This is a genomic window from Methylomonas sp. MgM2 (assembly GCF_054172045.1).
Genome location: NZ_JBSYXO010000003.1, coordinates 103,487 through 124,681, shown reverse-complemented (window position 1 = coordinate 124,681; position 21,195 = coordinate 103,487). Strand labels below are relative to the sequence as shown.

General features: G+C 50.8%; 18 protein-coding genes. 12 read left to right on the top strand and 6 right to left on the bottom strand.

Features of this window, described 5'->3' with window-relative positions; genetic code table 11:
- Positions 1–3: 3 nt before the first annotated feature.
- The 7 genes from ACW73I_RS03790 to nqrM all read left to right on the top strand — a co-directional run bounded on the left by ACW73I_RS03790 (position 4) and on the right by nqrM (position 6,301).
- Positions 4–1,353: a Na(+)-translocating NADH-quinone reductase subunit A gene (locus ACW73I_RS03790; RefSeq protein ID WP_458027890.1), complete on the top strand. Its 1,350-nt coding sequence runs from the start codon at positions 4–6 to the stop codon at positions 1,351–1,353.
- Positions 1,354–2,553: an NADH:ubiquinone reductase (Na(+)-transporting) subunit B gene (locus ACW73I_RS03785; RefSeq protein WP_458027889.1), complete on the top strand. Its 1,200-nt coding sequence runs from the start codon at positions 1,354–1,356 to the stop codon at positions 2,551–2,553.
- Positions 2,546–3,406: a Na(+)-translocating NADH-quinone reductase subunit C gene (locus ACW73I_RS03780; RefSeq protein ID WP_458027888.1), complete on the top strand. Its 861-nt coding sequence runs from the start codon at positions 2,546–2,548 to the stop codon at positions 3,404–3,406. The genes ACW73I_RS03785 and ACW73I_RS03780 overlap by 8 nt, the downstream gene beginning before the upstream one ends.
- 9 nt (positions 3,407–3,415) lie before the next feature.
- A complete protein-coding gene (locus tag ACW73I_RS03775) occupies positions 3,416–4,084 on the top strand; it encodes an NADH:ubiquinone reductase (Na(+)-transporting) subunit D (protein ID WP_458027887.1) in 669 nt (222 codons plus the stop codon).
- The gene (nqrE, locus tag ACW73I_RS03770) at positions 4,084–4,692 is read left to right on the top strand and encodes an NADH:ubiquinone reductase (Na(+)-transporting) subunit E (protein WP_458027886.1); all 609 of its coding nucleotides are present in this window, start codon (positions 4,084–4,086) and stop codon (positions 4,690–4,692) included. The genes ACW73I_RS03775 and nqrE overlap by 1 nt, the downstream gene beginning before the upstream one ends.
- 11 nt (positions 4,693–4,703) lie before the next feature.
- Entirely contained in the window at positions 4,704–5,924 is a 1,221-nt protein-coding gene (gene nqrF, locus ACW73I_RS03765; RefSeq protein WP_458027885.1) for an NADH:ubiquinone reductase (Na(+)-transporting) subunit F, read from the top strand.
- Between the two features lie 194 nt (positions 5,925–6,118).
- The gene (nqrM, locus tag ACW73I_RS03760) at positions 6,119–6,301 is read left to right on the top strand and encodes a (Na+)-NQR maturation NqrM (protein ID WP_458027884.1); all 183 of its coding nucleotides are present in this window, start codon (positions 6,119–6,121) and stop codon (positions 6,299–6,301) included.
- A gap of 262 nt (positions 6,302–6,563) precedes the next feature.
- Here nqrM and acpA read toward each other — a convergent pair whose 3' ends face one another.
- Together acpA and ACW73I_RS03750 are read right to left on the bottom strand one after the other, a co-directional pair.
- A complete protein-coding gene (gene acpA, locus ACW73I_RS03755) occupies positions 6,564–8,168 on the bottom strand; it encodes an acid phosphatase (protein WP_458027883.1) in 1,605 nt (534 codons plus the stop codon).
- Between the two features lie 33 nt (positions 8,169–8,201).
- Complete coding sequence (locus ACW73I_RS03750) at positions 8,202–8,906, bottom strand: response regulator (RefSeq protein ID WP_458027882.1); 705 nt, start codon at positions 8,904–8,906, stop codon at positions 8,202–8,204.
- A 209-nt stretch (positions 8,907–9,115) separates the two neighbouring features.
- On the opposite strand from ACW73I_RS03750, the gene ACW73I_RS03745 reads away from it, so the two are divergent.
- Positions 9,116–9,646 (top strand): SixA phosphatase family protein, encoded by a 531-nt coding sequence (locus ACW73I_RS03745; RefSeq protein ID WP_458027881.1) that lies wholly within the window; start codon positions 9,116–9,118, stop codon positions 9,644–9,646.
- Positions 9,647–10,017: 371 nt separating this feature from the next.
- Here ACW73I_RS03745 and ACW73I_RS03740 read toward each other — a convergent pair whose 3' ends face one another.
- The 4 genes from ACW73I_RS03740 to ACW73I_RS03725 form a co-directional block, all read right to left on the bottom strand.
- Positions 10,018–12,567, bottom strand: coding sequence for an EAL domain-containing protein (locus tag ACW73I_RS03740; protein ID WP_458027880.1), 2,550 nt, complete (start codon positions 12,565–12,567; stop codon positions 10,018–10,020).
- A gap of 36 nt (positions 12,568–12,603) precedes the next feature.
- Positions 12,604–13,350, bottom strand: coding sequence for a hypothetical protein (locus ACW73I_RS03735; protein WP_458027879.1), 747 nt, complete (start codon positions 13,348–13,350; stop codon positions 12,604–12,606).
- Positions 13,351–13,400: 50 nt separating this feature from the next.
- Positions 13,401–16,829: a FecR domain-containing protein gene (locus ACW73I_RS03730; RefSeq protein WP_458027878.1), complete on the bottom strand. Its 3,429-nt coding sequence runs from the start codon at positions 16,827–16,829 to the stop codon at positions 13,401–13,403.
- 433 nt (positions 16,830–17,262) lie between these two features.
- Positions 17,263–17,688 carry a hypothetical protein gene (locus ACW73I_RS03725; protein ID WP_458027877.1) on the bottom strand — a complete coding sequence of 142 codons (426 nt, stop codon included), beginning with the start codon at positions 17,686–17,688 and terminating at the stop codon, positions 17,263–17,265.
- 430 nt (positions 17,689–18,118) lie between these two features.
- Here ACW73I_RS03725 and ACW73I_RS03720 point away from each other — a divergent pair, with 430 nt between their 5' ends.
- The 4 genes from ACW73I_RS03720 (at position 18,119) to ACW73I_RS03705 (ending at position 20,943) form a co-directional block, all read left to right on the top strand.
- Positions 18,119–18,460: a zinc ribbon domain-containing protein YjdM gene (locus ACW73I_RS03720; protein ID WP_458027876.1), complete on the top strand. Its 342-nt coding sequence runs from the start codon at positions 18,119–18,121 to the stop codon at positions 18,458–18,460.
- A 96-nt stretch (positions 18,461–18,556) separates the two neighbouring features.
- Positions 18,557–19,576, top strand: a complete 1,020-nt coding sequence (queA, locus tag ACW73I_RS03715) for a tRNA preQ1(34) S-adenosylmethionine ribosyltransferase-isomerase QueA (RefSeq protein ID WP_458027875.1) — start codon at positions 18,557–18,559, stop codon at positions 19,574–19,576.
- 60 nt (positions 19,577–19,636) lie between these two features.
- Positions 19,637–20,125, top strand: coding sequence for an aspartate carbamoyltransferase (locus tag ACW73I_RS03710; RefSeq protein ID WP_458027874.1), 489 nt, complete (start codon positions 19,637–19,639; stop codon positions 20,123–20,125).
- Between the two features lie 89 nt (positions 20,126–20,214).
- Positions 20,215–20,943, top strand: coding sequence for an N-acetylmuramoyl-L-alanine amidase family protein (locus ACW73I_RS03705; RefSeq protein WP_458027873.1), 729 nt, complete (start codon positions 20,215–20,217; stop codon positions 20,941–20,943).
- Positions 20,944–21,195 lie beyond the last annotated feature (252 nt).

The following is a 21,195-nucleotide window of genomic DNA, read 5'->3' as shown; positions in this document are numbered from 1 at the left end:
ATTATGCAATTTACAATTAAAAAAGGTTTGGATTTGCCTATCACGGGCGGGCCCGAACAACAGATAAGCGATGGTAACAGCGTCAAATCCGTTGCCGTTTTAGGTGGGGATTATGTCGGTCTGAAGCCTAAAATGATGGTGGCTGAAGGGGATAAGGTCAAACTGGGCCAAGTTCTATTCTCCGATAAGAAAAATCCGGGCGTTAACATTACTTCGCCGGGCGCCGGTGTCGTCAGCGCTATAAATCGAGGTGAAAGACGCGCCTTGTTATCGGTCGTCATCGAGCTCAAAGGTAAAGACCAGGAATCGTTCGCCAGTTATAAAGAAGGCGATTTGGCGGGGCTGAGCGCCGATCAAGTTAAGGAGAATCTGTTGGCTTCCGGCCTTTGGACATCCTTTGTGACTCGCCCTTACGGAAAAGTTCCGGCGATCGACGGCACACCGAGTTCAATTTTCGTTACGGCGATCGATACCCGGCCATTGGCGGCAGATCCCTCCGTGATCATTAGAGAACGCGCTAGCGATTTTGCTAATGGTTTGACAGTCATTTCCAAACTGACTAACGGTAAAACCTATCTTTGCAAAGCGGCGGGTGCCGACGTCAGCGGCAACGGGGCCGTGCAAGTAGCGGAGTTCGCCGGGCCTCATCCGGCCGGTTTGCCCAGCACGCATATCCACTTTATTGATCCCGTTAACGCCAACAAATTCGTTTGGCACATCGACTATCAATCAGTCATCGCCATTGGTGCATTGTTCACCACCGGTAAATTGAACGTCGAAAGAGTGGTTTCTTTGGCCGGTCCTACCGTCAAAAATCCTCGTTTGGTGCGCACTCGAGTCGGAGCCAATCTGGAAGACTTGGTCGCAGGCGAATTGCATGCGGACGCTGAAAACCGTGTCATTTCAGGTTCCGTACTTTACGGTCATCAAGCTACCGGCCCGGTTGCATTCTTGGGTGCCAACTGTATGCAAGTATCTGTTTTGAAGGAAGGTCGCGAGCGCGAATTCTTCGGCTGGATTGTGCCGGGCCAAAACAAATACTCGGCGATGAACGTCTATGTATCTAGCCGTGATCGCCAAAAAGGTCGGCTGTTTCCGTTGACTACCGATAAAAACGGCAGTAATCGCGCGATCGTGCCGGTCGGCGTCTACGAATCCGTGATGCCGATGGATATTCTGGCCACACCTTTATTGAAAGCGATTGTTGTGGGGGATACCGATCAAGCGCAATTATTGGGTTGTCTGGAATTGGACGAAGAAGACGTTTCGTTGTTCACATTTGTCGATCCGGGCAAACACGATTTCGCACCCGTGCTTAGAGCTAATTTAACTAAAATCGAGAAGGAAGGATAAATGTCGGCTAGAGACTTTTTAGATAGCATAGAGCCGCATTTTACAAAGGGCGGTAAATTCGAAAAGTACTACGGTCTCTACGAGATGGTGGATACTTTTATGTATACCCCGTCCGATGTAACGCGCGGTAAGACTCACGTTCGCGACGGCAACGACCTGAAACGCACGATGACTTTTGTCGTGTTTGCGACGGCGGCCTGTATCTTGATGGCCTGGTATAACACCGGTTATCAAGCGAATTTGGCGATGGAAGCGATGGGTAAAACCTCCATCGATAACTGGCGCCGTATCCCGATGATATTGTTCGGTTACAGCCCTTACAACCCGTTGTCTTGCCTGGTGCACGGCATGCTGTATTTCTTTCCGATCTACATCACCACGTTGGCCGTGGGCGGTATTTGGGAGGTGCTGTTTGCAACCGTGCGCAAACATGAAGTCAATGAAGGCTTCTTAGTGTCTTCTATGCTGTATACCCTGATCCTGCCGCCCGATATGCCTTTATGGCAAGTGGCCCTGGGTATTTCCTTCGGCATTGTATTGGGTAAAGAGGTTTTCGGCGGTACCGGCAAAAACTTCCTGAACCCGGCCTTGACCGGTCGCGCCTTCTTGTTCTTTGCTTATCCCGCATCGATTTCGGGTGACTCGGTCTGGGTCGCGGTGGACGGTTTCAGCGGCGCGACGGCTTTGTCCTTGGGTGCTGCAGGCGGTGTCGACAATATTGCCGGCACTTACGGCTGGTTTCAATCTTTCTTGGGTTTTATTCCCGGGTCCATGGGCGAAACTTCGACCTTGGCTTGCTTATTGGGCGCCGCGTTTTTATTGTACACCCGCATCGCGTCGTACCGCATCATGGGCGGGGTCATGATAGGGATGATCGCGATGTCGGCTCTGTTGAACGTGATCGGCAGCAGCACCAATCATATGTTCGCGACACCATGGTACTGGCATTTGGTATTGGGCGGTTTCGCGTTCGGTATGGTTTACATGGCCACCGATCCGGTTTCCGCGGCCGTGACCGATACCGGTCGCTGGATTTACGGAATCATGATCGGTTGTATGGTAGTGATCATTCGGGTAGTCAATCCTGCTTTTCCAGAGGGCATGATGCTTGCGATTCTTTTCTCAAACATGTTTGCTCCTTTGATTGATTACTTTGTTGTTCAAGCAAATATTAGAAGAAGGATCAAACGCCATGCATAACGCTGAAAAGAAGACCTGCAAGTATAACGAGCAGCTTTGTAAATATTACGAACAATTCCGTGTCTATGCAGACCGTGTCCTGGCGCTGAGTAACGATAGTTTGGAAAAAACCATCGCTGTGGCGTTAGCCTTGTGCTTGGTGTGCGCGGTATTGGTATCGCTTGCGACCGTCGCGTTGAGACCGTTGCAAAGCTATAACAAAGCGCTGGACATGAAGAAAAATATTCTGGATGTGGCCGGTTTGTTAGACGAAAGTACCGATATCGACCAAGCTTTTAAAGACCGCATCGAAGCTAAATTGGTGGATTTGGCGACCGGCGAATATGTGGATGGCAACGTCGATGAATACGATCAACGCAAAGCCGCCAAAGACCCGGCTCTGAGCGAAGCGATTCCGGCTGATAAAGATGTCGCCAGCATTCGCAGCAAGCCTAATGTCGCCAAGGTGTTTTTGGTGAAAAGCGGCGATCAACTGCAATCGATCATTTTGCCCGTCAGCGGCTACGGCTTGTGGTCCACCATGTACGGCTTCTTGGCTTTGGAAGCCGACGGGCAAACCGTGCAAAGCATCAATTTGTACGACCAAGGCGAAACGCCTGGTCTGGGCGGCGAGGTGGTCAACCCTAACTGGCGTGCTTTATGGAAAGGCAAGAAAGTCTATGGTGAAAATGGCGACGTGGCGTTGTCTCTTGTAAAAGGCTCCGTCGATACCAGTCGTCCGGATGCTGTTTATAGAGTCGATGGCTTGGCCGGTGCCACTTTAACCAGTCGTGGTGTTAGCAATCTGATCCAATATTGGATGGGTGAAGAAGGTTTCGCCACTTATCTAAACAAAGTCAGATCAAATGGTTAGGAGGTAATCATGGATAAAGAAACTAAAAAGGTGTTATTCGAGCCGTTGGTCGATAACAACCCGATTACCTTGCAGGTATTGGGTGTCTGTTCGGCGTTGGCGGTGACTTCTCAAATGTCGACTTCGTTAATCATGGCGATTGCCTTGACGACGGTTGTTGCGTGCTCGAGCGCCGCGATCAGCGCGGTACGCCATCACGCGCCCAGCAGTATTCGTATCATCATTCAGATGATCATCATCGCGTCGTTGGTTATCGTGGTTGATCAGGTTTTGAAAGCGTTTGCTTTCGAAATCAGTAAAAAGCTGTCGGTATTTGTCGGTCTGATTATCACCAACTGCATCGTGATGGGCCGAGCCGAAGCGTATGCGATGAAAAACCCACCGCTGCAAAGCTTTATCGACGGTGTTGGTAACGGCATGGGCTATAGCTTGATTCTGGTGTTGGTTGCCTTTTTCAGAGAAACGCTGGGTTCCGGTAAATTGTTAGGCTATGACGTCCTGCCGTTGGTTAAAGACGGCGGTTGGTATGTGCCTAACGGTATGATGCTGTTGCCCCCGAGCGCATTTTTCCTGATCGGTTTGATCATTTGGGCCTTCCGTACCTGGAAGCCGAAACAGATCGAACATAACGAGTTCAAAATCATGGCGATTGCCCACGGTGAAGGAGGGCACCACTAATGGAAGCTTATATCAGCCTGTTTGTTAAAGCGGTTTTCATCGAAAACCTGGCCCTGTCCTTCTTCCTGGGCATGTGTACTTTCTTGGCGGTTTCCAAGAAAATCTCCACCGCCATGGGTCTAGGGATAGCCGTGATGGTGGTGCAAACTTTGACCGTTCCTGCCAACAACTTCATCTATCAAACCCTGCTGAAAGAAGATGCCTTGTCTTGGATGGGTATCACCGGTGTGGACCTGAGCTTCTTGAGCTTGCTCAGCTGTATCGGCATGATTGCAGCGTTGGTTCAGATCCTGGAAATGACCTTGGATAAATTCTTTCCGGCTTTGTACAACGCATTGGGTATCTTCTTACCTTTGATTACCGTTAACTGTGCGATTTTGGCGGGCAGTTTGTTCATGATCGAACGCGACTACGATTTCAACGAAAGTGTCGTGTACGGTATCGGTTCAGGGTTTGGGTGGGCATTGGCGATCACTTTGATGGCCGGTGTGCGCGAGAAACTGAAATACAGTGATATACCTGCTGCATTGCAAGGTTTAGGGATCACTTTCATTACAGCCGGATTGATGTCTCTGGGCTTCATGGCTTTCTCTGGAATTCAATTGTAAAGGGTATCGTAATGCTAGAAATTGCATTAGGTGTTATTTTCTTCACGGTAATCGTGATTGCGCTGGTATTTCTGATCATCGGCGCAAAAAGCAAGCTGGTAGCCGCCGGAGACGTGGAAATTTTGATCAATCATGAGAAAAAGATTCACGTGCCGGCCGGCGCCAAATTATTAAACGCGTTGTCCGACAACCAACTGTTTGTTTCCTCCGCCTGCGGCGGCGGTGGCTCTTGTGGTCAATGTAAAGTGAAAGTGTACTCGGGTGGTGGGGAAATTCTGCCGACCGAGCTGTCGCATATCACTAAACGCGAAGCGGCAGAAGGCGAACGTCTGGCTTGCCAAGTAGCGGTTAAAACCGATATGGAAATCGAGGTCGAGGATAGCGTATTCGGCGTGAAAAAATGGCAATGTACGGTCAAGTCCAACGATAACGTCGCGACTTTCATTAAAGAGCTGGTGCTGGAGTTGCCGGAAGGCGAACGCATCGACTACCGTGCCGGCGGTTATATTCAGATCGAGTGTCCGCCGCACGTCTCCAAATACGCCGATATGGATGTCGGCGAGGAATATCGTTCTGATTGGGATAAATACAATCTATGGCGCTATGTGTCCGAGGTAAAAGAGCCGGCATTGCGTGCTTACTCCATGGCTTCTTATCCGGAAGAGAAAGAAATCATGTTGAACGTGCGTGTTGCGACGCCGCCTCCCGGTGCGCCCGATAGCGTGCCGCCGGGCGTGATGTCATCATTCATCTTCAACCTAAAACCGGGCGACCAAGTTTGGGTATCCGGTCCTTACGGCGAATTTTTCGCCAAAGAAACCGACGCCGAAATGGTTTTCGTCGGCGGCGGTGCCGGTATGGCGCCGATGCGTTCGCATATCTTCGACCAATTGCGCAGGTTGAAGTCCAATCGCAAAATGACCTTCTGGTACGGCGCTCGCAGCAAACGCGAAATGTTCTATGTGGAAGATTTCGACATGCTGGCTCGCGAAAACGAGAACTTCGAATGGCACGTGGCCTTGTCCGATCCTTTGCCTGAAGATAACTGGAAAGGTTATACCGGCTTCATTCACAACGTCTTGTTTGAAGAATTCATTAAAAACCATCCGAATCCGGAAGACTGCGAATACTACATGTGCGGGCCTCCGATCATGAACTCTTCGGTCATTAACATGTTGTTGGCTAACGGTGTCGATAGGGAAAACATCTTCCTGGACGATTTCGGCGGCTAATCCAGCATGCGCTGACGGAACGAGGAGCGATCTTGTGATTTCTCCTCGTTTTTTGTTTTCTGGAAGGCTGTTTACTTGGTATGTTGGCTAAGGTTCGATTTCTAGACATCTACATGCGGTTGAACCTTAATTTCGATGTTTGTCAAACTGACTAATTAGATAGCTGAGATTTTTGAAATTCGAGGAGAACGATAATGGCTTACTTTTTAGCGACCTTTATATTCATGTTGATCGTTATTGCGATTATGGCTGTCGGTGTGATTTTCGGCCGCCATGCGATCAAAGGTTCGTGTGGGGGTACGGGTAACTGCATTTGCAAGGAAAAATGCGATCAACGCAAGAAACTGGAAGCGGAGCAGGCGGTACAGGGGCATTGATCGACAAGTTAGACGGGTTTCCATTCGACCCGGCATGCTCAAAAATCCATATTCAAGAGCGGGCTGTATATAGTATAGGGACCGTTTCCAACTAAGCGGCCGTTAAGCCGATCGGCTAAGTTACGTTAGACGATATTATTTAACAGAGATTTTGCCATCGAAGCGCCGGTGAGGCGTGTAGTTGTTTAAGTCTTATCGGTGAGCTCCAGTGTCGGCCTTTACTGAATTCGCGAGGCCGGCCCGATTCTGTAAATCGACGAATTTATTCCAAGGCGTCGGTTAAATCGCCCATGTTTTCCCTTACACCGGGTAGCGGTTCCAGTCCAAAGCGGCGCGAAATCAATTTTATGATGGATGTCGTGTCGTATTGCGTGCTGTCAATGTAATGTTTCTTCACGAAAGGTGAAATAAAAATCGCCGGAATGCGAGTGCCGGGGCCCCAGCGATCACCTTTCGGCGGCGAAACATGATCCCAAAAGCCGCCGTTTTCGTCGTAAGTTACGACGATGAACATATTGGGCCATTGCGGGCTAGCCTGCAACCGTTTGATCAGCTCGGCTATGTGTTGGTCGCCGGACATTACGTCGCTATAACCCGGATGTTGATTCAAACTACCCTGTGGCTTGTAAAATACAACGGCCGGCAATGTGCCGTTTGCGATGTCTTGTTGCAGGTCGCGGTAATCTTTGAAATGCTCGGCACGCTGGCGACGGCCGGCTTCGGTGCGGGGATCAAAACGGCTGAAATAGTTAAAAGGCTGATGATGCGGCTGGAAGTTAGGTGCGCCGTCGGCCTTTTTGAAAATGACTTTACGCGGTCGGTCGGGTGCTTGCGTACCATCTGCCAAAGCCATGTCCCAGGCACCCGCATACCACACCCAGTCAATTTGTTTGTCAGACAAGGTATCGCCTATGGTTTTAGCATTTTGCGGCGTCAATGGCGCCGACGCGCCTTTTGCATTGCCGTCTGCTAACAATAAATTACCGGTTTTAGCCGGAGGCGTATTGCTAGGTTGAAAGGGCGGCGGTGTGAAGTCGATAGCGTAGCTACGTTGAGAGTCGGGGTCGGCCGGTGTGAAATTTAAATCACCCAGGTATTTAGGCGGGCCCTGCAGTGCACTGCCGGCTTCGACCGCCAATTTTCCGGTGAGCGGATCGAGCACCGATACGCGTCCTTCGGGTGCCGGCGCCATATAGGGAGTGCAGGCACAGATCAGCCAGAAATGATTCAAAAAAGAGCCGCCGTAGGCTGCCATGAAAAAATTATCGGCTAATGTATATTCCTGGGCCAGCTTCCACATGGCCATGTCGGAGCCATTGTAATAACCCATCGTCAAGCCGCCGGCGTTGGAAAAGGCGGCAAATTGATCGTTGCGGCCGTTGTTGATTTGTAACTGATGGTTGTAAAACCGGTGAATTAAATCCGGAGACGGTTTTTCGATGCCATTGGATGTTGGAGAACCCCCGGGAGGGGCGTTGATTTGAAACGGGCGGTTATCTAAACTGCCGACAAAGTTCCAGTTCGAGTCTTTGCTGTTCCAGACTGGAGGTAAATGCGGCAATACGCTTTTGCCGTCTCGATCGGTCTGGATATAACTCTCAGGTCGCGCCAGAGCCTCGGCAATGCCGTTGGCGCCCGGAAATAATCCGTAAAGATTATCGAAGCTACGGTTCTCGGCATATATGACGACTATAACGTCGATCTTATTTAATGTTGATTTCGACGCCGGCGGAGTAAGGTCGGAATTGGCCGAAGACGAATGCTGGCTGGCGCAACTTGTGGCTATCAGGAGGCAGGCCAACGATATAATGTCGGTAGCGCGACGCGGGCTAGGCGCGGATATGCGGCGTTTGTAAAAAAGGCTCATAGCGCATCTGTTAGTTACGAAGCTAAGCTTTGTTTAGCCGCTTTCTGATTTAGGAACGGAGAGCCGATAGCCTAATCCTCTGACCGTTTGGATCATCGCTGCTCTATCATACCCGGCGAGCCGCAATCGCAGCCGGCGGATCTGCACGTCAACCGTGCGCTCTTCAATATAAATGGTTCGGCCCCAAACCTCCTCCAATAATTCGTCACGAGTATGGACTTTTTCCGGATGCCGCATCAAGAACTCTAGCAGTTTATATTCGACAGGTGTCAAATCCAATCGGTGTTCGCCAATTTGCAGCTGCCGCTGATCGCTGTCCAAGAGTAAGTCGGCAACTTTTAAAAATTCCGCACGATCGTCACTTTTATGTTTACGCATGATCGCCTGAATGCGTGCGATCAGCTCCTTAGTCGAAAAAGGTTTCAGCATATAATCGTCCGCACCTAATTCGAAACTGGAAAGTTTGTCTTCTTCTTGGTTCCGCGCAGATAACAAAATAATCGGTAACGACTCCGTATGGGTCTTGAACCTAAGAATTTTGACGAGATCGATGCCGCTGATACCCGGTAGCATCCAGTCCAAAATCAATAAGTCGGCCGTATCCGTCAAAAGCCATTGCAAGGCGTCTTCGGCACTTGGAAGGCAAGTGACATTGATGTTCGCGTCTTCAAGGGCTAATTGTAATGCTTCCCTGATGGTGGGGTCATCATCGACAACCAATACTTTCAAAGCCGACATAAAACAAATATCCGGAGCGTTGTTAGTTTTTCCATGAAGTATAATCTACGGGATTAGAGAGGTCTGAAACTGCTTTAGAAATGTGTTGGCTTGCACTTTGCTCTGTTTCCGGCTAACAACGATTCTAATTGCAAATTATGACAATTATGTGAAATTTAATAATCGACGACGCGGATCAACTCTGTCGTTTACCTGAAAAGGAGGGCGTTATGGCTAGAGAGCTTATTTTAATGCGTCATGCCAAATCCGATTGGCCGGAAGGCGTAGCCGATTTCAATCGACCGTTAAAAAAACGCGGCAGAAAAGCAGCGCAAGCGGTGGGCGAATGGTTGCTGGCTTTGAATTTATTGCCGGATTGGATTGTAGCGTCGCCTGCACAACGGGCTCGTGAAACCGCGGAAAAACTATGTAAGGGTTTAGGGCTAAAGAAACGCGATTCCATTCACTACGATGACCGCATCTATGAGTCAAGTCCTAATATATTGAAAAACGTTCTGGCGGATTGTCCGACGTTTGCCGGGAGGGTATTGTTGATCGGGCATAATCCTGGCTTGGACGCATTATTGGTGGATTTGGTAGCCGGCGTAGTTCCTGCGGAAGACGGAAAGTTGTTTGCTACGGCGACGGTGGCAAGGTTAAGTTTGCCGGATAATTGGCTGCAATTAAATCCGCAATCCGGTCAATTGCTGGAGCTGCGGCGGGCCTCGTCACTATATGGGTTAGATGAAGATGCAATGTAACATACCGGGTTTATGCGGGGTCGGTATGGGTGGCGCTCCGGTATCACGGCACCGTGTCCACTAAGGATTTGGCCAAAAACAACTTCCCGTTTTGCCGGTGCGAACCCCGGGGCATACCGGAATGAGGAACGCCGTGAACCCTTCCATGGGGGCTTGACGGCAGCGTCCTTGCTGCCGACATCCTCACTCGGTACGTCCCCAGTGACTATTGCCATATCGGGAAGTTATTTTGGACGATATCCTAAGCCCTCAAAAGAACATATTTCAGCAGGCAATTTAATGAGCGGAATTCCGTTTCCGTGTCAAACAAAAGGCTATGGCCAATTTTTTGCCATCCGAAATTGCAATGCATGGCACGCTTAAAGCAAGCATTAGGACATTGCCGTTAAAGGTTTAGGTTTGGCCAAGCAGTAACCTTGCGCGTAATTTACGCCTATCGTTTTCAGTAAGTTTAGTATGTCCTCGTTCTCGACGAATTCGGCAATCGTTGCGAGCCCCATTACATGGCCGATGCGGTGAATCGCTTCGACCATCGCGTAATCTGTCGGATCGTTAACCATATCTTTGACGAATCGGCCGTCGATCTTTAGATACTCGATTGGTAGCGTTTTGAGGTAGGCGAACGATGACAAACCGCTACCGAAGTCATCCAGCGCAAAGCTGCAACCTCTTGGTTTGAGTGCCGAGAAAAAGCGGCGGGCGTGGCTTAAGTTACTGATAGCGGCCGTTTCGGTTATTTCGAAACAAATGCGATCCAGGGGTACGCCTCGTTCGGTGACTTGCTGCTCGACAAATTCCAGGAACATGGGGTCACTCAAGGACTGGCCTGACAGGTTGATCGCCAGACTGACGGATTTCGGCACGATCGCGGGATCACGCATGAGGATAAAGGCATTCCGCACCACCCAACGATCGATTGCTTGCATTTGACTATAGCGTTCGGCCGCCGGAATGAATACCGAGGGCGGTATCAATTCTCCGGATCGGTCGAGCATCCTAAGTAACACTTCGTAATGAGTGTTGCGGTTCGCTTGCAAAGGGAAGATGGGTTGAAAAAACAATGCGAAACGATCCTCCGCCAGAGCTTCCTGTATGCGAGGAACCCATTGCATTTCACCTTGACGTTGCGCAAGTTCCTGGTCGCCGGCCTGATAGACATGTACTCGGTTACGTCCTCGTTCTTTGGCCGCATAACAGGCACTATCGGCAGTCCTAAAAATACCGGTTAAGGTATCGATGCCCGGTTCTATGGGAACCAAACCCACGCTGACGCCCACCTTGAAGCTTCGGTCATTCCAAACGAAAGTGAACTCTTGCATGATGCTTCTTAATTGCTGAGCGATATAAAGTGCCTGCTCCAAGCCGCAATGTTCAAGTAAAACCCCAAATTCATCGCCACCGAGACGAGCCAAAGTGTCTCTTTTACGGATAGCAGGCGCTAAAATCCCGCCCACTTGCCGCAACAACTCATCGCCAGCGGCATGGCCGCACGTATCGTTGACAATTTTGAACTGATCCAAATCCAAATAAAGCATGGCATGCGATTCTTCAGCGGCGGCCGTTGTCAACACGCGTTTCAAGCGCCGTTCGAATTCGCTACGATTAATCAGACCGGTTAAGGCATCGTGTGATGCCTGATAGATCAATTGATGCGTCGCAGTTCTAATATCGGTGACATCGCGGCAGACCAAAACCGCGCCCATGACAACACCGTCGCTGCCGTGAATCGGAGCGGCCGAAATATCGATCGAGAGCTCCTTTTGGTTCGGCCTAAGCAAAAGAATGTTGCTCAGTTCGACTACTTTTCTGTCCGTAACACACTGTCTAACCGGATCGTTTATAGGAAGACGGCTAATCTCGTCGACGATACCGAAAGTCTCAGTGAAACCGCGGCCGATGGCCAATTGTTGCGGTAGTCCGGCCAGGGTTTCAGCCAAGGCGTTGAAATATTCGATGCGGCCTTGAATGTCGGTAGTAATTACCGCGTCGCCGATCGAGGCCAAAGTCACTTGGCTCCGCTCCTTTTGATTATAGAGGTCGATCTCGGTTTGTTTCCGCACCGCGATTTCCCGCTGCAAATCCTCGACCGTATTCGCCAATTCGGCTGTTCTTGTCCGGACACGGTGCTCCAAGTCCCGCTGCGTATCGGCAACATGGGCGGCCATACGGTCGAACGCTCGACCTAACATCGCAACTTCGTCACGGCCTCTTAAGGCGGAACGCGCATCGAGATCGCCACCGGCAAAGCGAACTGTGGCGTGCACCAAGTGTTCCAAACGTCGAGTAAAGAAGACGTGAACCAAGAGCCCGATGACAAAAGCGAGTATCGTAAGCAAACCGACCATTTCGGTGGTTTTTTCCGAAACCGCCTGCCTGGCACGAGCCAAATCAGGGCTTAAATCGCGCCATATGACCAATGCACCCATACGAGCGTCCCGGTCTTGATGTTGAGTTCCGCCGAGAGATGCCGGATAAACGGCTAATAAGTAGCGGCCTTCGCCTATCAAATGAACTTCACCGCCCGATTGACGCTTCACGCGCTCGATAATGGTTTGCAAAGGCTCGCTCAAGCGAGACTGCCAACTCGGCGTTCCCAATTGATAAAGAGACCGTCCGACCCAATCCTGGTTGGTCGCGTTCATCACGATGGCGCTATCATCCGTTAAGGCTACCGATTGCAGAGTGGCATCGCGGCCGATAAGGGAAACATCGTCGGCCAAGCGATCCAGTTTGCCGGCGTTCAACGCATCGCGAAATTGTTGTTTTAGTTCGGGGGCGCGGCCCATCATGTGCGATATGGCTTCGCCACGCACCACGGCTTCCGCCGTTTCCCAGTCCCGCCGTACGGTGTAGGCAGTCAAACCTAGGGTGAACAGGACGATTAGCAACGGAATGCCGTAGCGTATGGGGATGAAGCGCATAGTCCTGCTCTGGTTGCAGATGACGAAGTTTGCGATTTATTTTCTAAAACAGTACCGGCTCCCGTTTAATGTCGTGCAGTAATAAGATTGTGAACTCAGACCGAACTGGATATTCTCAGGCTGATATTGGGGCTGGTCGGATGCGAATGTACAGCTATCAACCGCGCCTGTTTGAGCCGACGGATCGCATTGCGAGATTTGTTCCTCGCAACTGCAAGCTTGTACGTCCCCGTCCGAATTATCTGCTTCTTCAATTTGAAGAACCAGAGTCGTGTCGGCCGAACAAAGATTAGGTTCGCAGGCCGGTAACTCGGTTGGGTTGTAAGGATCGGCCAAGCCATAACAAAATGAGACCGATCTGATTTTACCTTGAGCGACTTCGTCGGTGTCGCTGATGGCCCCTTCGGAGTTAAAGTGGAACACTCTGCCGCCTGCTCTGCCTTGCCTTCTCAGTACCACAAAACTGGCGGGCAGCTGACCGTCACCCGGCAGCGGCGACAAGATTTGCCAACTGGCAATCGTATCCCCCGTCATATTGGTGCTGCCGATATAATACCTGAATGTCTGTCCGTCGGGTCCTGTCACATCATGATACTGGCCTACTTCCGGTGGGCTTTGATCTATGGCTTCCATGGCCGGATTACCCGCGAGCGAACCGCATGAGGAGCGTCCGTCTATGTTAAGCACCGCTGTGCTGTTGGTGGCCCGGGCTGGCTGGCCAATGGTCAATGCCGTTAGTAAAGAGACTAGGCCTGCCATCATGCATGGTTTAATTAGGTTCATTATTTTTTCTCCCGTTTAAGAAATATAAGTCGAAAAAGTGATTAGCTTTCTTAAAAAGAAAACTGCAGTCGTCCCATGATGATTCGGTCCGGAAAATACGGACCTATCGCGGGTTCATCCCTAAACTCCCGATAACTGTTGTCCTGATAACTGAATTTGGTATTCAACAGGTTTTTCACGCCAATACTGACTAGACCCCAGCGTTTCGGCAGGCGGTAGCCCAGTTCGGCATCCACAAGAAAGAAACTGTCGTTGCCTTGATTGGAATATATAGGATCACGCTTCACATTCTGATGCACGAAAGTGCCGCCTAAACGGCCGAACCACCCGTTCGGATGAAAATAACTGGCCGTCAGCGGCGCAGAAAAAGTCTCGACCGTTTGCGGAGTACCGGTTTCGGTCAATATGCCATTTTGGTTCCAGTAGCGGTCGTAGGTAAATTCGGCGTTGAGCGCCAATCTGTCCGAGGGTGTCCAATAAAAATACAGACTGTGCAATTGTTCCTTGATGTCTTCAAAAATGCCGATTGCTTGTCCGAAGTCATCGAAGGTTCGGGTAGGCTCGTCGAGAACTCGCCAAGTGATTTCGCCACCGACGAAAATATCGCGGCCGGGATGCCAGTCAAAACCACCTCCGTACCGAGTCGAGCGAGTTCCGTTCGGATCGTCGAACAGTTGATTGAAACCGGCTATTTGGGTGGGTTCTATCGTCCGGTTGTTAACCAGGGCCGATTTAATGCCGCTAAAATATGCTCCGCGCAGTCGAAAGTCCGTCGTGATATCCCAAATCGCTCCCAATTTCGGATTGAACTTCGATTCGCCGATGATCCCCTCTTCGTAGTCGTCGTAACTAAACCCTAGCGTCCAGGTAAGCGATGCCGGCAGTTTTAGATGAGAATATAGATAGCCTTTAGTGTTGTTTATCTGTCCAGAGCCATTGTTGGACAAGGTAAATGGCGGCGGGCTGGCGGCATCATCGAAAACAACGCCACCGTCTGTACGGCGCTCGGTCAGGCTCTGCGTGAAACCCGCGATGATGTTGAAATTTTCATGCAGGTAAAGATATTGCCCCTCGAATTGATCGCCATCATCGCGCGCGCCAAGAGTTGAAGTAATGGTTGTAGTCGGATCGATTGGTAATCCGTCGATAAATTCGTTTTGGGTTCGCTGACTGTGAATATACGAAAACAGAAAATTGGATCTTACGCTGGGTGTAAACCGGAGCCCAAAGCGGACTGTATCCTGTTCCCGCTTAACGCTTTTTTCTTGCGTGTAATCGTTCGGATCGAAATTGAAAGGTAAATCGCCTTCATCCGAATTTCGATGCCGGTATTCCGCTTGCACATTGAACTGCGGTGTAATCGCCGCTTGCGCGAAAAAATCGTATAAGGTCTGGTTTAAACCGTTGTTGTCCCGCCATCCGTCGGATTGGTAATGCGTCCCCGCCGCGCCGAAGGAAAAACGATTGTACAGCGCCGTTACCGCTCCTTCTCCGCCGTAAGTGCCGTTATTGCCGCCGAAGCCTATGCCATCAACTTTGGTGCTGTTATGTTCGTACAAAGGGGTAAACTCGTTGAAGCCGGGCGTAAAGGAGCCGCCTAAGGTGGTGATATTGAGGTTGGTCTCCGCGATACTCGGCTGGATGGGGTTGATGTTGACATCCTGCATTAGTTGAGCCTGCAGCAGTTCGCTGACCCTGGCGATTTCGCGCCGGCGCACGCCGCGGTAGGAATCGGACAGAAAACGGTGGGCGGACGCGTTGGCGGGATCGTCCTGCAACGAAATACTGGCTTCCCTTTGCGCCGTCTGGAAAAAGCCGAGTTCCTTGTACACTCGGGCTAGGCTGGCCCCGCGCGAAGCGCGGTCTTGGTCAAGCAGCAGGCGGCTTCGGTACACTTCGCGGTTGTCGTTAAGGTCTTTTGCCGTCTGCAAATCGTGCAGGCCTTCTATGGGCCGGTTTTCCGACTGTTTGCGTATGCCGTCATAAAAATAAGCGGTCGGATCGAGCGGGTCCAGTTCTTTAGCGACTTGATACTGGGTGGCGTCGATCCGGGTGCGCCTTTCGCTAAAATAAGCCTTTCCCAAATACGCGCGAAGCAAGGCGTTGTTTGAGTCCAAGGCAACGGCGACCTCGATTTCTTTACGGCCTTCGATTAATTCGCCGGAGCTTATCTTGGCCAGGCCCAAGCCCAAATGCGCCATCGGGTCGGCGGATGCCGATTCGATAGCCTTATTGAAAGCGGCGATCGCCTCATCGTTGCGGTAGTCGGACAATGCGCTGAAACCCAGTACCCACAGAGCTCGCGCAGAAGACGGCGCCAGCGAAACCGCCCGTTTGGCCGCCGATATTGCTTGCGAGCGGTCGCCAAGCATCAGTTCAAGTTCACCTAGACGAGCCCAGGCGAGCGCGTTTTCCGGATGTTCCCGGGTTACCGTGAGCATGGTTTCCAGGGCGGCTTCTAGCTGTAAGTTCGCCTGCAACGCGTATGACAGAGCTATTCGGCCAGCCGGTGTGGATTGTAGCGCAAGCGCGTGTCTGGCATCGATCAGTGCGGTCTCTTGCTGGTTTTGCACGATATTGATTATCGCCCGTAAAGCATAAGCCAAACTTGTTTCCGGTTCTAGTCGCAGCGATGACGCGATATCGGCCCTGGCTTCGTCGGGACGACCGACGGCCAAGAATAATGCCGCCCGGCACAAAAAGTACCGTCCGTCGCGTTCGGATTCGGGGATTCGGTTCAGCAGGTCAAACGCCTCATTCGAACGGCCGTTGCCGGCGAATACGGCGGCTTGGCGGAACGTTTCCGCGCTGGCTGCTTTCTCGTCGTCAACTTGCATATCGTCAGCCGATAGAATAGGCGGATAGTAAAGCCCCCACTGTACCGCGTCCCGGGGATGAACGACCGTTCGCACATAGGGCGCGGTGCCGGGTTGAGCGATGGCTTCTTCGCCGGGGTTAACGCTGACGCGGCCGAAATCGTTTTCGACATCGACATGGCCTTCGAGCACGGCCAGTTTCGATTGGGTTTGATCGGCGCGAGCATAGAATTCCGTACCGCCGATGAGCGCTTTAAGGTAGGGGGTTATCACTTTAACCTTCCAAGGCATACGGCTGAAAGAATGGATCGTGCCCTTGGCTAAATCCAGCCAAGCCCATTCTTCGTTGTCGTTGGTTACATTCACCAGCGTTAATGTCGTATTTTGGTCCAATCGAAGAACGGCTTGATTGGCCAACTGGATCGCCGCCCGGCTATTTTCGCCCACTCGGATGGTATCGGCTTCGCATAATACATCGCCTGTAGTCACTGGCGCCCAACCGCTCCAGGTGCCGGAGCGCACTTCAACCTCTCCGTCAATGCTGGTAAATTTACCCGCTTCCTGAGCACATTTCGCTTCGGCATAGGCATTGCTTGGCCATATTTGCAGGAAAAGGAAAATAAAGCCGAAAAAGCCGCAGACACGCGCTGTTGTTTTGGTCATGATTTCTACTATAAGACCAGACCTGCGCATTTGCTTCCAGCCTGACATGAAATAATAAAGCTTATCCTTGAAGCAGTTAGATGGAAAAATTGCAAATGAACTTGGCCATTACAGGTTTCGTCTTTTCGTTTTAGCGATTTCAAAAAACCGGATCGAATGGCATAAATTCTGATCGGATATATAAATTTCACATGCTTACATCAAACAAATCGTCAGGCGCTTTAGGTATTTCTCTAATACTTTTTGAATATTATTGTAGACCATAAAGCCAAAGGCTTTCGGTGGCGTTGGGCCCGAACGTTCCGCGAAATACCTGCAAGTATAGGGACAAGACGCTACGAGTAAAAACCGAGCCGAAAAAAGAGCCGCGCCTCCCGCTTAAACTTTCCGCGGCTGTTTCCGTTTTTTCGCTGTAGCAGCAGGGCAACCGCAGTTAAATGCCGGGAATCAACCGCAACAAATAGTCGATATTCCTAGCAATCCGCTTGCGTCGGACCTTGATCCCGACCTTGCGTTGGGTATGGTTTTTGATGAGGTTTAAGGCGATATCGGGCATCACCGCCAAATTGACGGGGCCGTGCCCAATTGCGATCCTCGTAGAAAGCCGGCATCCTGTGCAAAGTTGTTTTCGGTCACCCGTGCGTGGCCAAGCGATATCGTTGTTCGCCGCACCGTCAATGGCGATGATTTCGTCGCCGTTCAACTTGGCTAAATCAGCCAACCGGCGCGAAAAACGTTCGCTGAATTGGGTGTGATCGATCGCGGCGAATACGGTGCCGAACGTGTCGTGGGACGGAATGCCGTTTACCGCCGAGTGCTTGCGGAAACCAATCGGCCTTGGCTCACGATTTTCAGCCAATTGCCGGTCCTGCGGACACCGCAGACAGCGCGATTGCCACGGTTGTAGCAGCACTTGTACGCTACTTTTTCGAATTTAAAAAGTAAATTGTCTTAGATTATGCTAACTTATCGGCGGCATAGATGGCCAGCGATCGTCGCCTATCCTGATTCGCGGCGCGAGACCGTTGACCCGTGTTGGTTTGCCGGCGCGACGGCGAGCGTCTGAATTTAAACCGTTACCATGTGTTGTCCCGGGCACGGGCAGCCGCATCGGTTCCCGGCTAGTTGCAATGCATTCCGACTTCCCGAGTATGGCCGGTGCTGATATACAGTCGTTTCAAATTTTCGGGGCCGCGGTCCTAAAGCGTCGCCGGATTTCCAGCCGAGTAGGTTCAATCGCGTATCCATCATACCTTTCTTTTTATCCACTAACCCTTAGAAATTAGATAATGAGTGATTTACCAAATTGTCCCGAATGCGGCTCTGAATATACCTATCAAGAAGGCAAGCTTTACGTCTGCCCGGAATGCGCACACGAATGGTCGGCGGATGCGCCGGGCGATGTTGCCGGCGACGAACGCGTCGTCAAAGATGCTTACGGCAACGTGTTACAGGACGGCGATAGCGTGACCGTTATAAAGGATCTGAAAGTAAAAGGTTCTTCATCGGTGGTAAAAGTGGGAACCAAAGTTAAAAACATTCGCCTGGTCGACGGCGATCACGACATCGATTGTAAAATCGATGGTATCGGCTCGATGGGTTTGAAATCGGAATTCGTCAAAAAGGCCTAATTATTCTTTGCGTTGAATAGATGGGGATCTTTGCTCATCTATTCCTGCCGTTGCCGATTTCTCCGGTAATGTTGTTTTTATCCGCTTCATCCGTTCATGAAAAAAAGCGATTTTAACTATCACCTCCCACCCGAGCTGATTGCGCAGAAACCCCTAGCCCAACGCAGCGCCAGTCGATTGCTTCAATTAAACCGTAAAACGGGCGAAGTCGCCGATGTACAATTTATTGATTTTTTGAGTCTTTTGACCCCGGACGACTTACTGGTTTTCAACGATACCAAAGTCATTCCGGCACGCATATTCGCAAACAAGAGTACCGGCGGTAAGGTTGAAATTCTGATTGAACGCATTCGGGATGCCCATCATGCGCTGGCTCATGTCAGAGCCAGCAAGTCGCCTAAGGCCGGTGCCGAACTTCGACTAGCTAATGGCGTTACTTGTCGGGTGTTGGAGCGCGAGGACGATTTATTTCAGTTGCAGTTTGAAACCGACATGACCTTGTTGGAATTATTGGCCGAGATCGGCCACATACCTTTACCGCCGTATATCGACAGAGCCGACGATAAAGATGATCTGGAGCGCTATCAAACCGTATTTGCCTCACAAGCCGGCGCCGTGGCGGCGCCGACTGCCGGTTTGCATTTCGACCATGAAATCATGCAACGCTTGGAGCTAAAAGGCATTCCCAAAACGTTTGTGACCTTGCATGTTGGCAGCGGTACGTTCCAGCCGGTAAGGGAAGAGGATTTAAGCCGGCATGTGATGCATAGGGAGTTTTTTCAAGTATCCGAAGCATGTGTCGATGCGGTCGCTGCCGCGAAAAAACGCGGCGGCAGGGTTGTCGCCATCGGCACGACGGCGGTCCGGGCTTTGGAGTCGGCTTCCGCTTCGGGTGAATTAAAAGTGGGATGTGGCGATACTCGGCTGTTCATCACGCCCGGTTATCGATTCAAAACCGTCGACGCCATGCTGACCAATTTTCATTTGCCGGAGTCGACTTTGCTGATGTTGATATCGGCATTCGCAGGTTACGATGCCGTGATGAGCGCCTACCAACACGCCATTCAACAGCGCTACCGCTTTTTCAGCTACGGCGATGCGATGGCAATTTTTTGATAGCCTGTATGCTCGGTGTTTGCGTGGTTTGTTATATCTTATTTGCCTGAGGCTATGAACATGAAAAAAATTGCGCTAATGACGCTGGGTCTCGCATTTGTGGGTTTTACAACGCATGCGAAAGAGACGGTTTCCGAAAATGTGCACGCCGACAAGCTCGGTGTTGACCAACGAGTGCCTTATGTGGTCGATCAAGCCGTTGAGGGGTTTGCCAAAACTGCAAATGGTGGTGTCATGCAGATCGTTGCCAAGGCCGACGCCGATGCCGAACAAATAAAACTGATACAACAGTATTTGCGTCAAACGGCGGCGGAATATAGTCAAAACGACTTTTCATCCACCGAACGTTTTCACGGTAGCGATATGCCGGGTTTGGCCCGGATGAAAACGGCGAAACAGGGCGAGATCAAGTACGAATACAAGGCCTTGCCGAATGGCGCGCAAATTCGTTTTTCAACCGTATCTCCCCAGTTACTACGGGCGCTGCATGACTGGATAGCGGCGCAGATTGAAGAACACGGTAATGCGGACTTGTCCGATTATCGATAAAACCCGAGCCGCCTTCTAAGTCAATTTCTGAATGGATTAACTTAAGGCCGGATAAATCTTGCGGAATCGGTAATGGCTGGTCAAGCGTAATGAGCGTCAAGAAACTGCTGTTTATCGCATGCTTGCTGCTCTGCAGCCGCCGCTTCGGCCTTGCCGATTCCGTCAAAATAGCGATTGATGTCGGCCATTCTCGAATATTCCCCGGAGCAATCAGCGCAAGAGGTAAACCGGAGTTCGAATTTAACGTCGATTTAGCGCAATCGCTACAGCGGGTTTTGGATGCGCGTCGAATCGATTCATTCCTGATTGGCGCAGACGGCAGGATGGTGGAATTAAAACAGCGCGCCGCTAAGGCAAATGCCAACCGCGCCGAACTTTTACTGTCCATCCATCATGACTCGGCGCAAGAAAAATATTTGAAGCGATGGAAATGGCGAAATAGCGAATTCAGTTATAGCGACGATTTCTCCGGATTTTCCTTGTTTGTTTCGCATAAGAATCCATACCCGGAACAGAGTCTTGATTGCGCTCGCTTGCTCGGTGAATCGCTTAAAGCGGCAGGCTTTAGATCGTCAAATCATCATGCCGAGCCGATCCGCGGTGAAAATCGGCTGTGGGCTGATCAAGACTTCGGCGTCTATTACCATGATGATCTGGTTGTGTTGAAGGAAGCGCAAATGCCGGCGGTCTTGGTTGAAGCGGGCATCATCATCAATCGAGATGATGAGCAAAAGTTACAAATGGATTCGATTAGGACGTTAATCGCATCCGCACTGGCGCAAGGGTTGCAAAACTGTTTAAAACCTCATTCTGGATGACTGAATTCGCCGCAAAATTTTCGATGTGAGCAAAGATTGCGAGTGCTTTTAGGCATAATTAGATGCGAGCGGAGTTCGCTTATTTCCCGAAAAAGCCGGTTTTGCGTTGTCCTGCGGCAATGCGGCGCTTCAGTTGGTTCAGCCGCCTTTAACATCAAAGGCCTTCAGGGCATTCTCGTCGAAGCTGAGGTTATGGTTTTGGTTTCGAAAGCATAGGCTGGCGGCGTACCATGATTGAACCTGACCGCGGAC

What these genes read in the sequence shown, in the direction of transcription:
- ACW73I_RS03790 (WP_458027890.1), top strand. Translation starts at nt 4, where the DNA reads ATGCAATTTACAATTAAAAAAGGTTTGGATTTGCCTATCACGGGCGGG.
- ACW73I_RS03785 (WP_458027889.1), top strand. Translation starts at nt 1,354, where the DNA reads ATGTCGGCTAGAGACTTTTTAGATAGCATAGAGCCGCATTTTACAAAG.
- ACW73I_RS03780 (WP_458027888.1), top strand. Translation starts at nt 2,546, where the DNA reads ATGCATAACGCTGAAAAGAAGACCTGCAAGTATAACGAGCAGCTTTGT.
- ACW73I_RS03775 (WP_458027887.1), top strand. Translation starts at nt 3,416, where the DNA reads ATGGATAAAGAAACTAAAAAGGTGTTATTCGAGCCGTTGGTCGATAAC.
- nqrE (WP_458027886.1), top strand. Translation starts at nt 4,084, where the DNA reads ATGGAAGCTTATATCAGCCTGTTTGTTAAAGCGGTTTTCATCGAAAAC.
- nqrF (WP_458027885.1), top strand. Translation starts at nt 4,704, where the DNA reads ATGCTAGAAATTGCATTAGGTGTTATTTTCTTCACGGTAATCGTGATT.
- nqrM (WP_458027884.1), top strand. Translation starts at nt 6,119, where the DNA reads ATGGCTTACTTTTTAGCGACCTTTATATTCATGTTGATCGTTATTGCG.
- acpA (WP_458027883.1), bottom strand. Translation starts at nt 8,168, where the DNA reads ATGAGCCTTTTTTACAAACGCCGCATATCCGCGCCTAGCCCGCGTCGC.
- ACW73I_RS03750 (WP_458027882.1), bottom strand. Translation starts at nt 8,906, where the DNA reads ATGTCGGCTTTGAAAGTATTGGTTGTCGATGATGACCCCACCATCAGG.
- ACW73I_RS03745 (WP_458027881.1), top strand. Translation starts at nt 9,116, where the DNA reads ATGGCTAGAGAGCTTATTTTAATGCGTCATGCCAAATCCGATTGGCCG.
- ACW73I_RS03740 (WP_458027880.1), bottom strand. Translation starts at nt 12,567, where the DNA reads ATGCGCTTCATCCCCATACGCTACGGCATTCCGTTGCTAATCGTCCTG.
- ACW73I_RS03735 (WP_458027879.1), bottom strand. Translation starts at nt 13,350, where the DNA reads ATGAACCTAATTAAACCATGCATGATGGCAGGCCTAGTCTCTTTACTA.
- ACW73I_RS03730 (WP_458027878.1), bottom strand. Translation starts at nt 16,829, where the DNA reads ATGACCAAAACAACAGCGCGTGTCTGCGGCTTTTTCGGCTTTATTTTC.
- ACW73I_RS03720 (WP_458027876.1), top strand. Translation starts at nt 18,119, where the DNA reads ATGAGTGATTTACCAAATTGTCCCGAATGCGGCTCTGAATATACCTAT.
- queA (WP_458027875.1), top strand. Translation starts at nt 18,557, where the DNA reads ATGAAAAAAAGCGATTTTAACTATCACCTCCCACCCGAGCTGATTGCG.
- ACW73I_RS03710 (WP_458027874.1), top strand. Translation starts at nt 19,637, where the DNA reads ATGAAAAAAATTGCGCTAATGACGCTGGGTCTCGCATTTGTGGGTTTT.
- ACW73I_RS03705 (WP_458027873.1), top strand. Translation starts at nt 20,215, where the DNA reads ATGAGCGTCAAGAAACTGCTGTTTATCGCATGCTTGCTGCTCTGCAGC.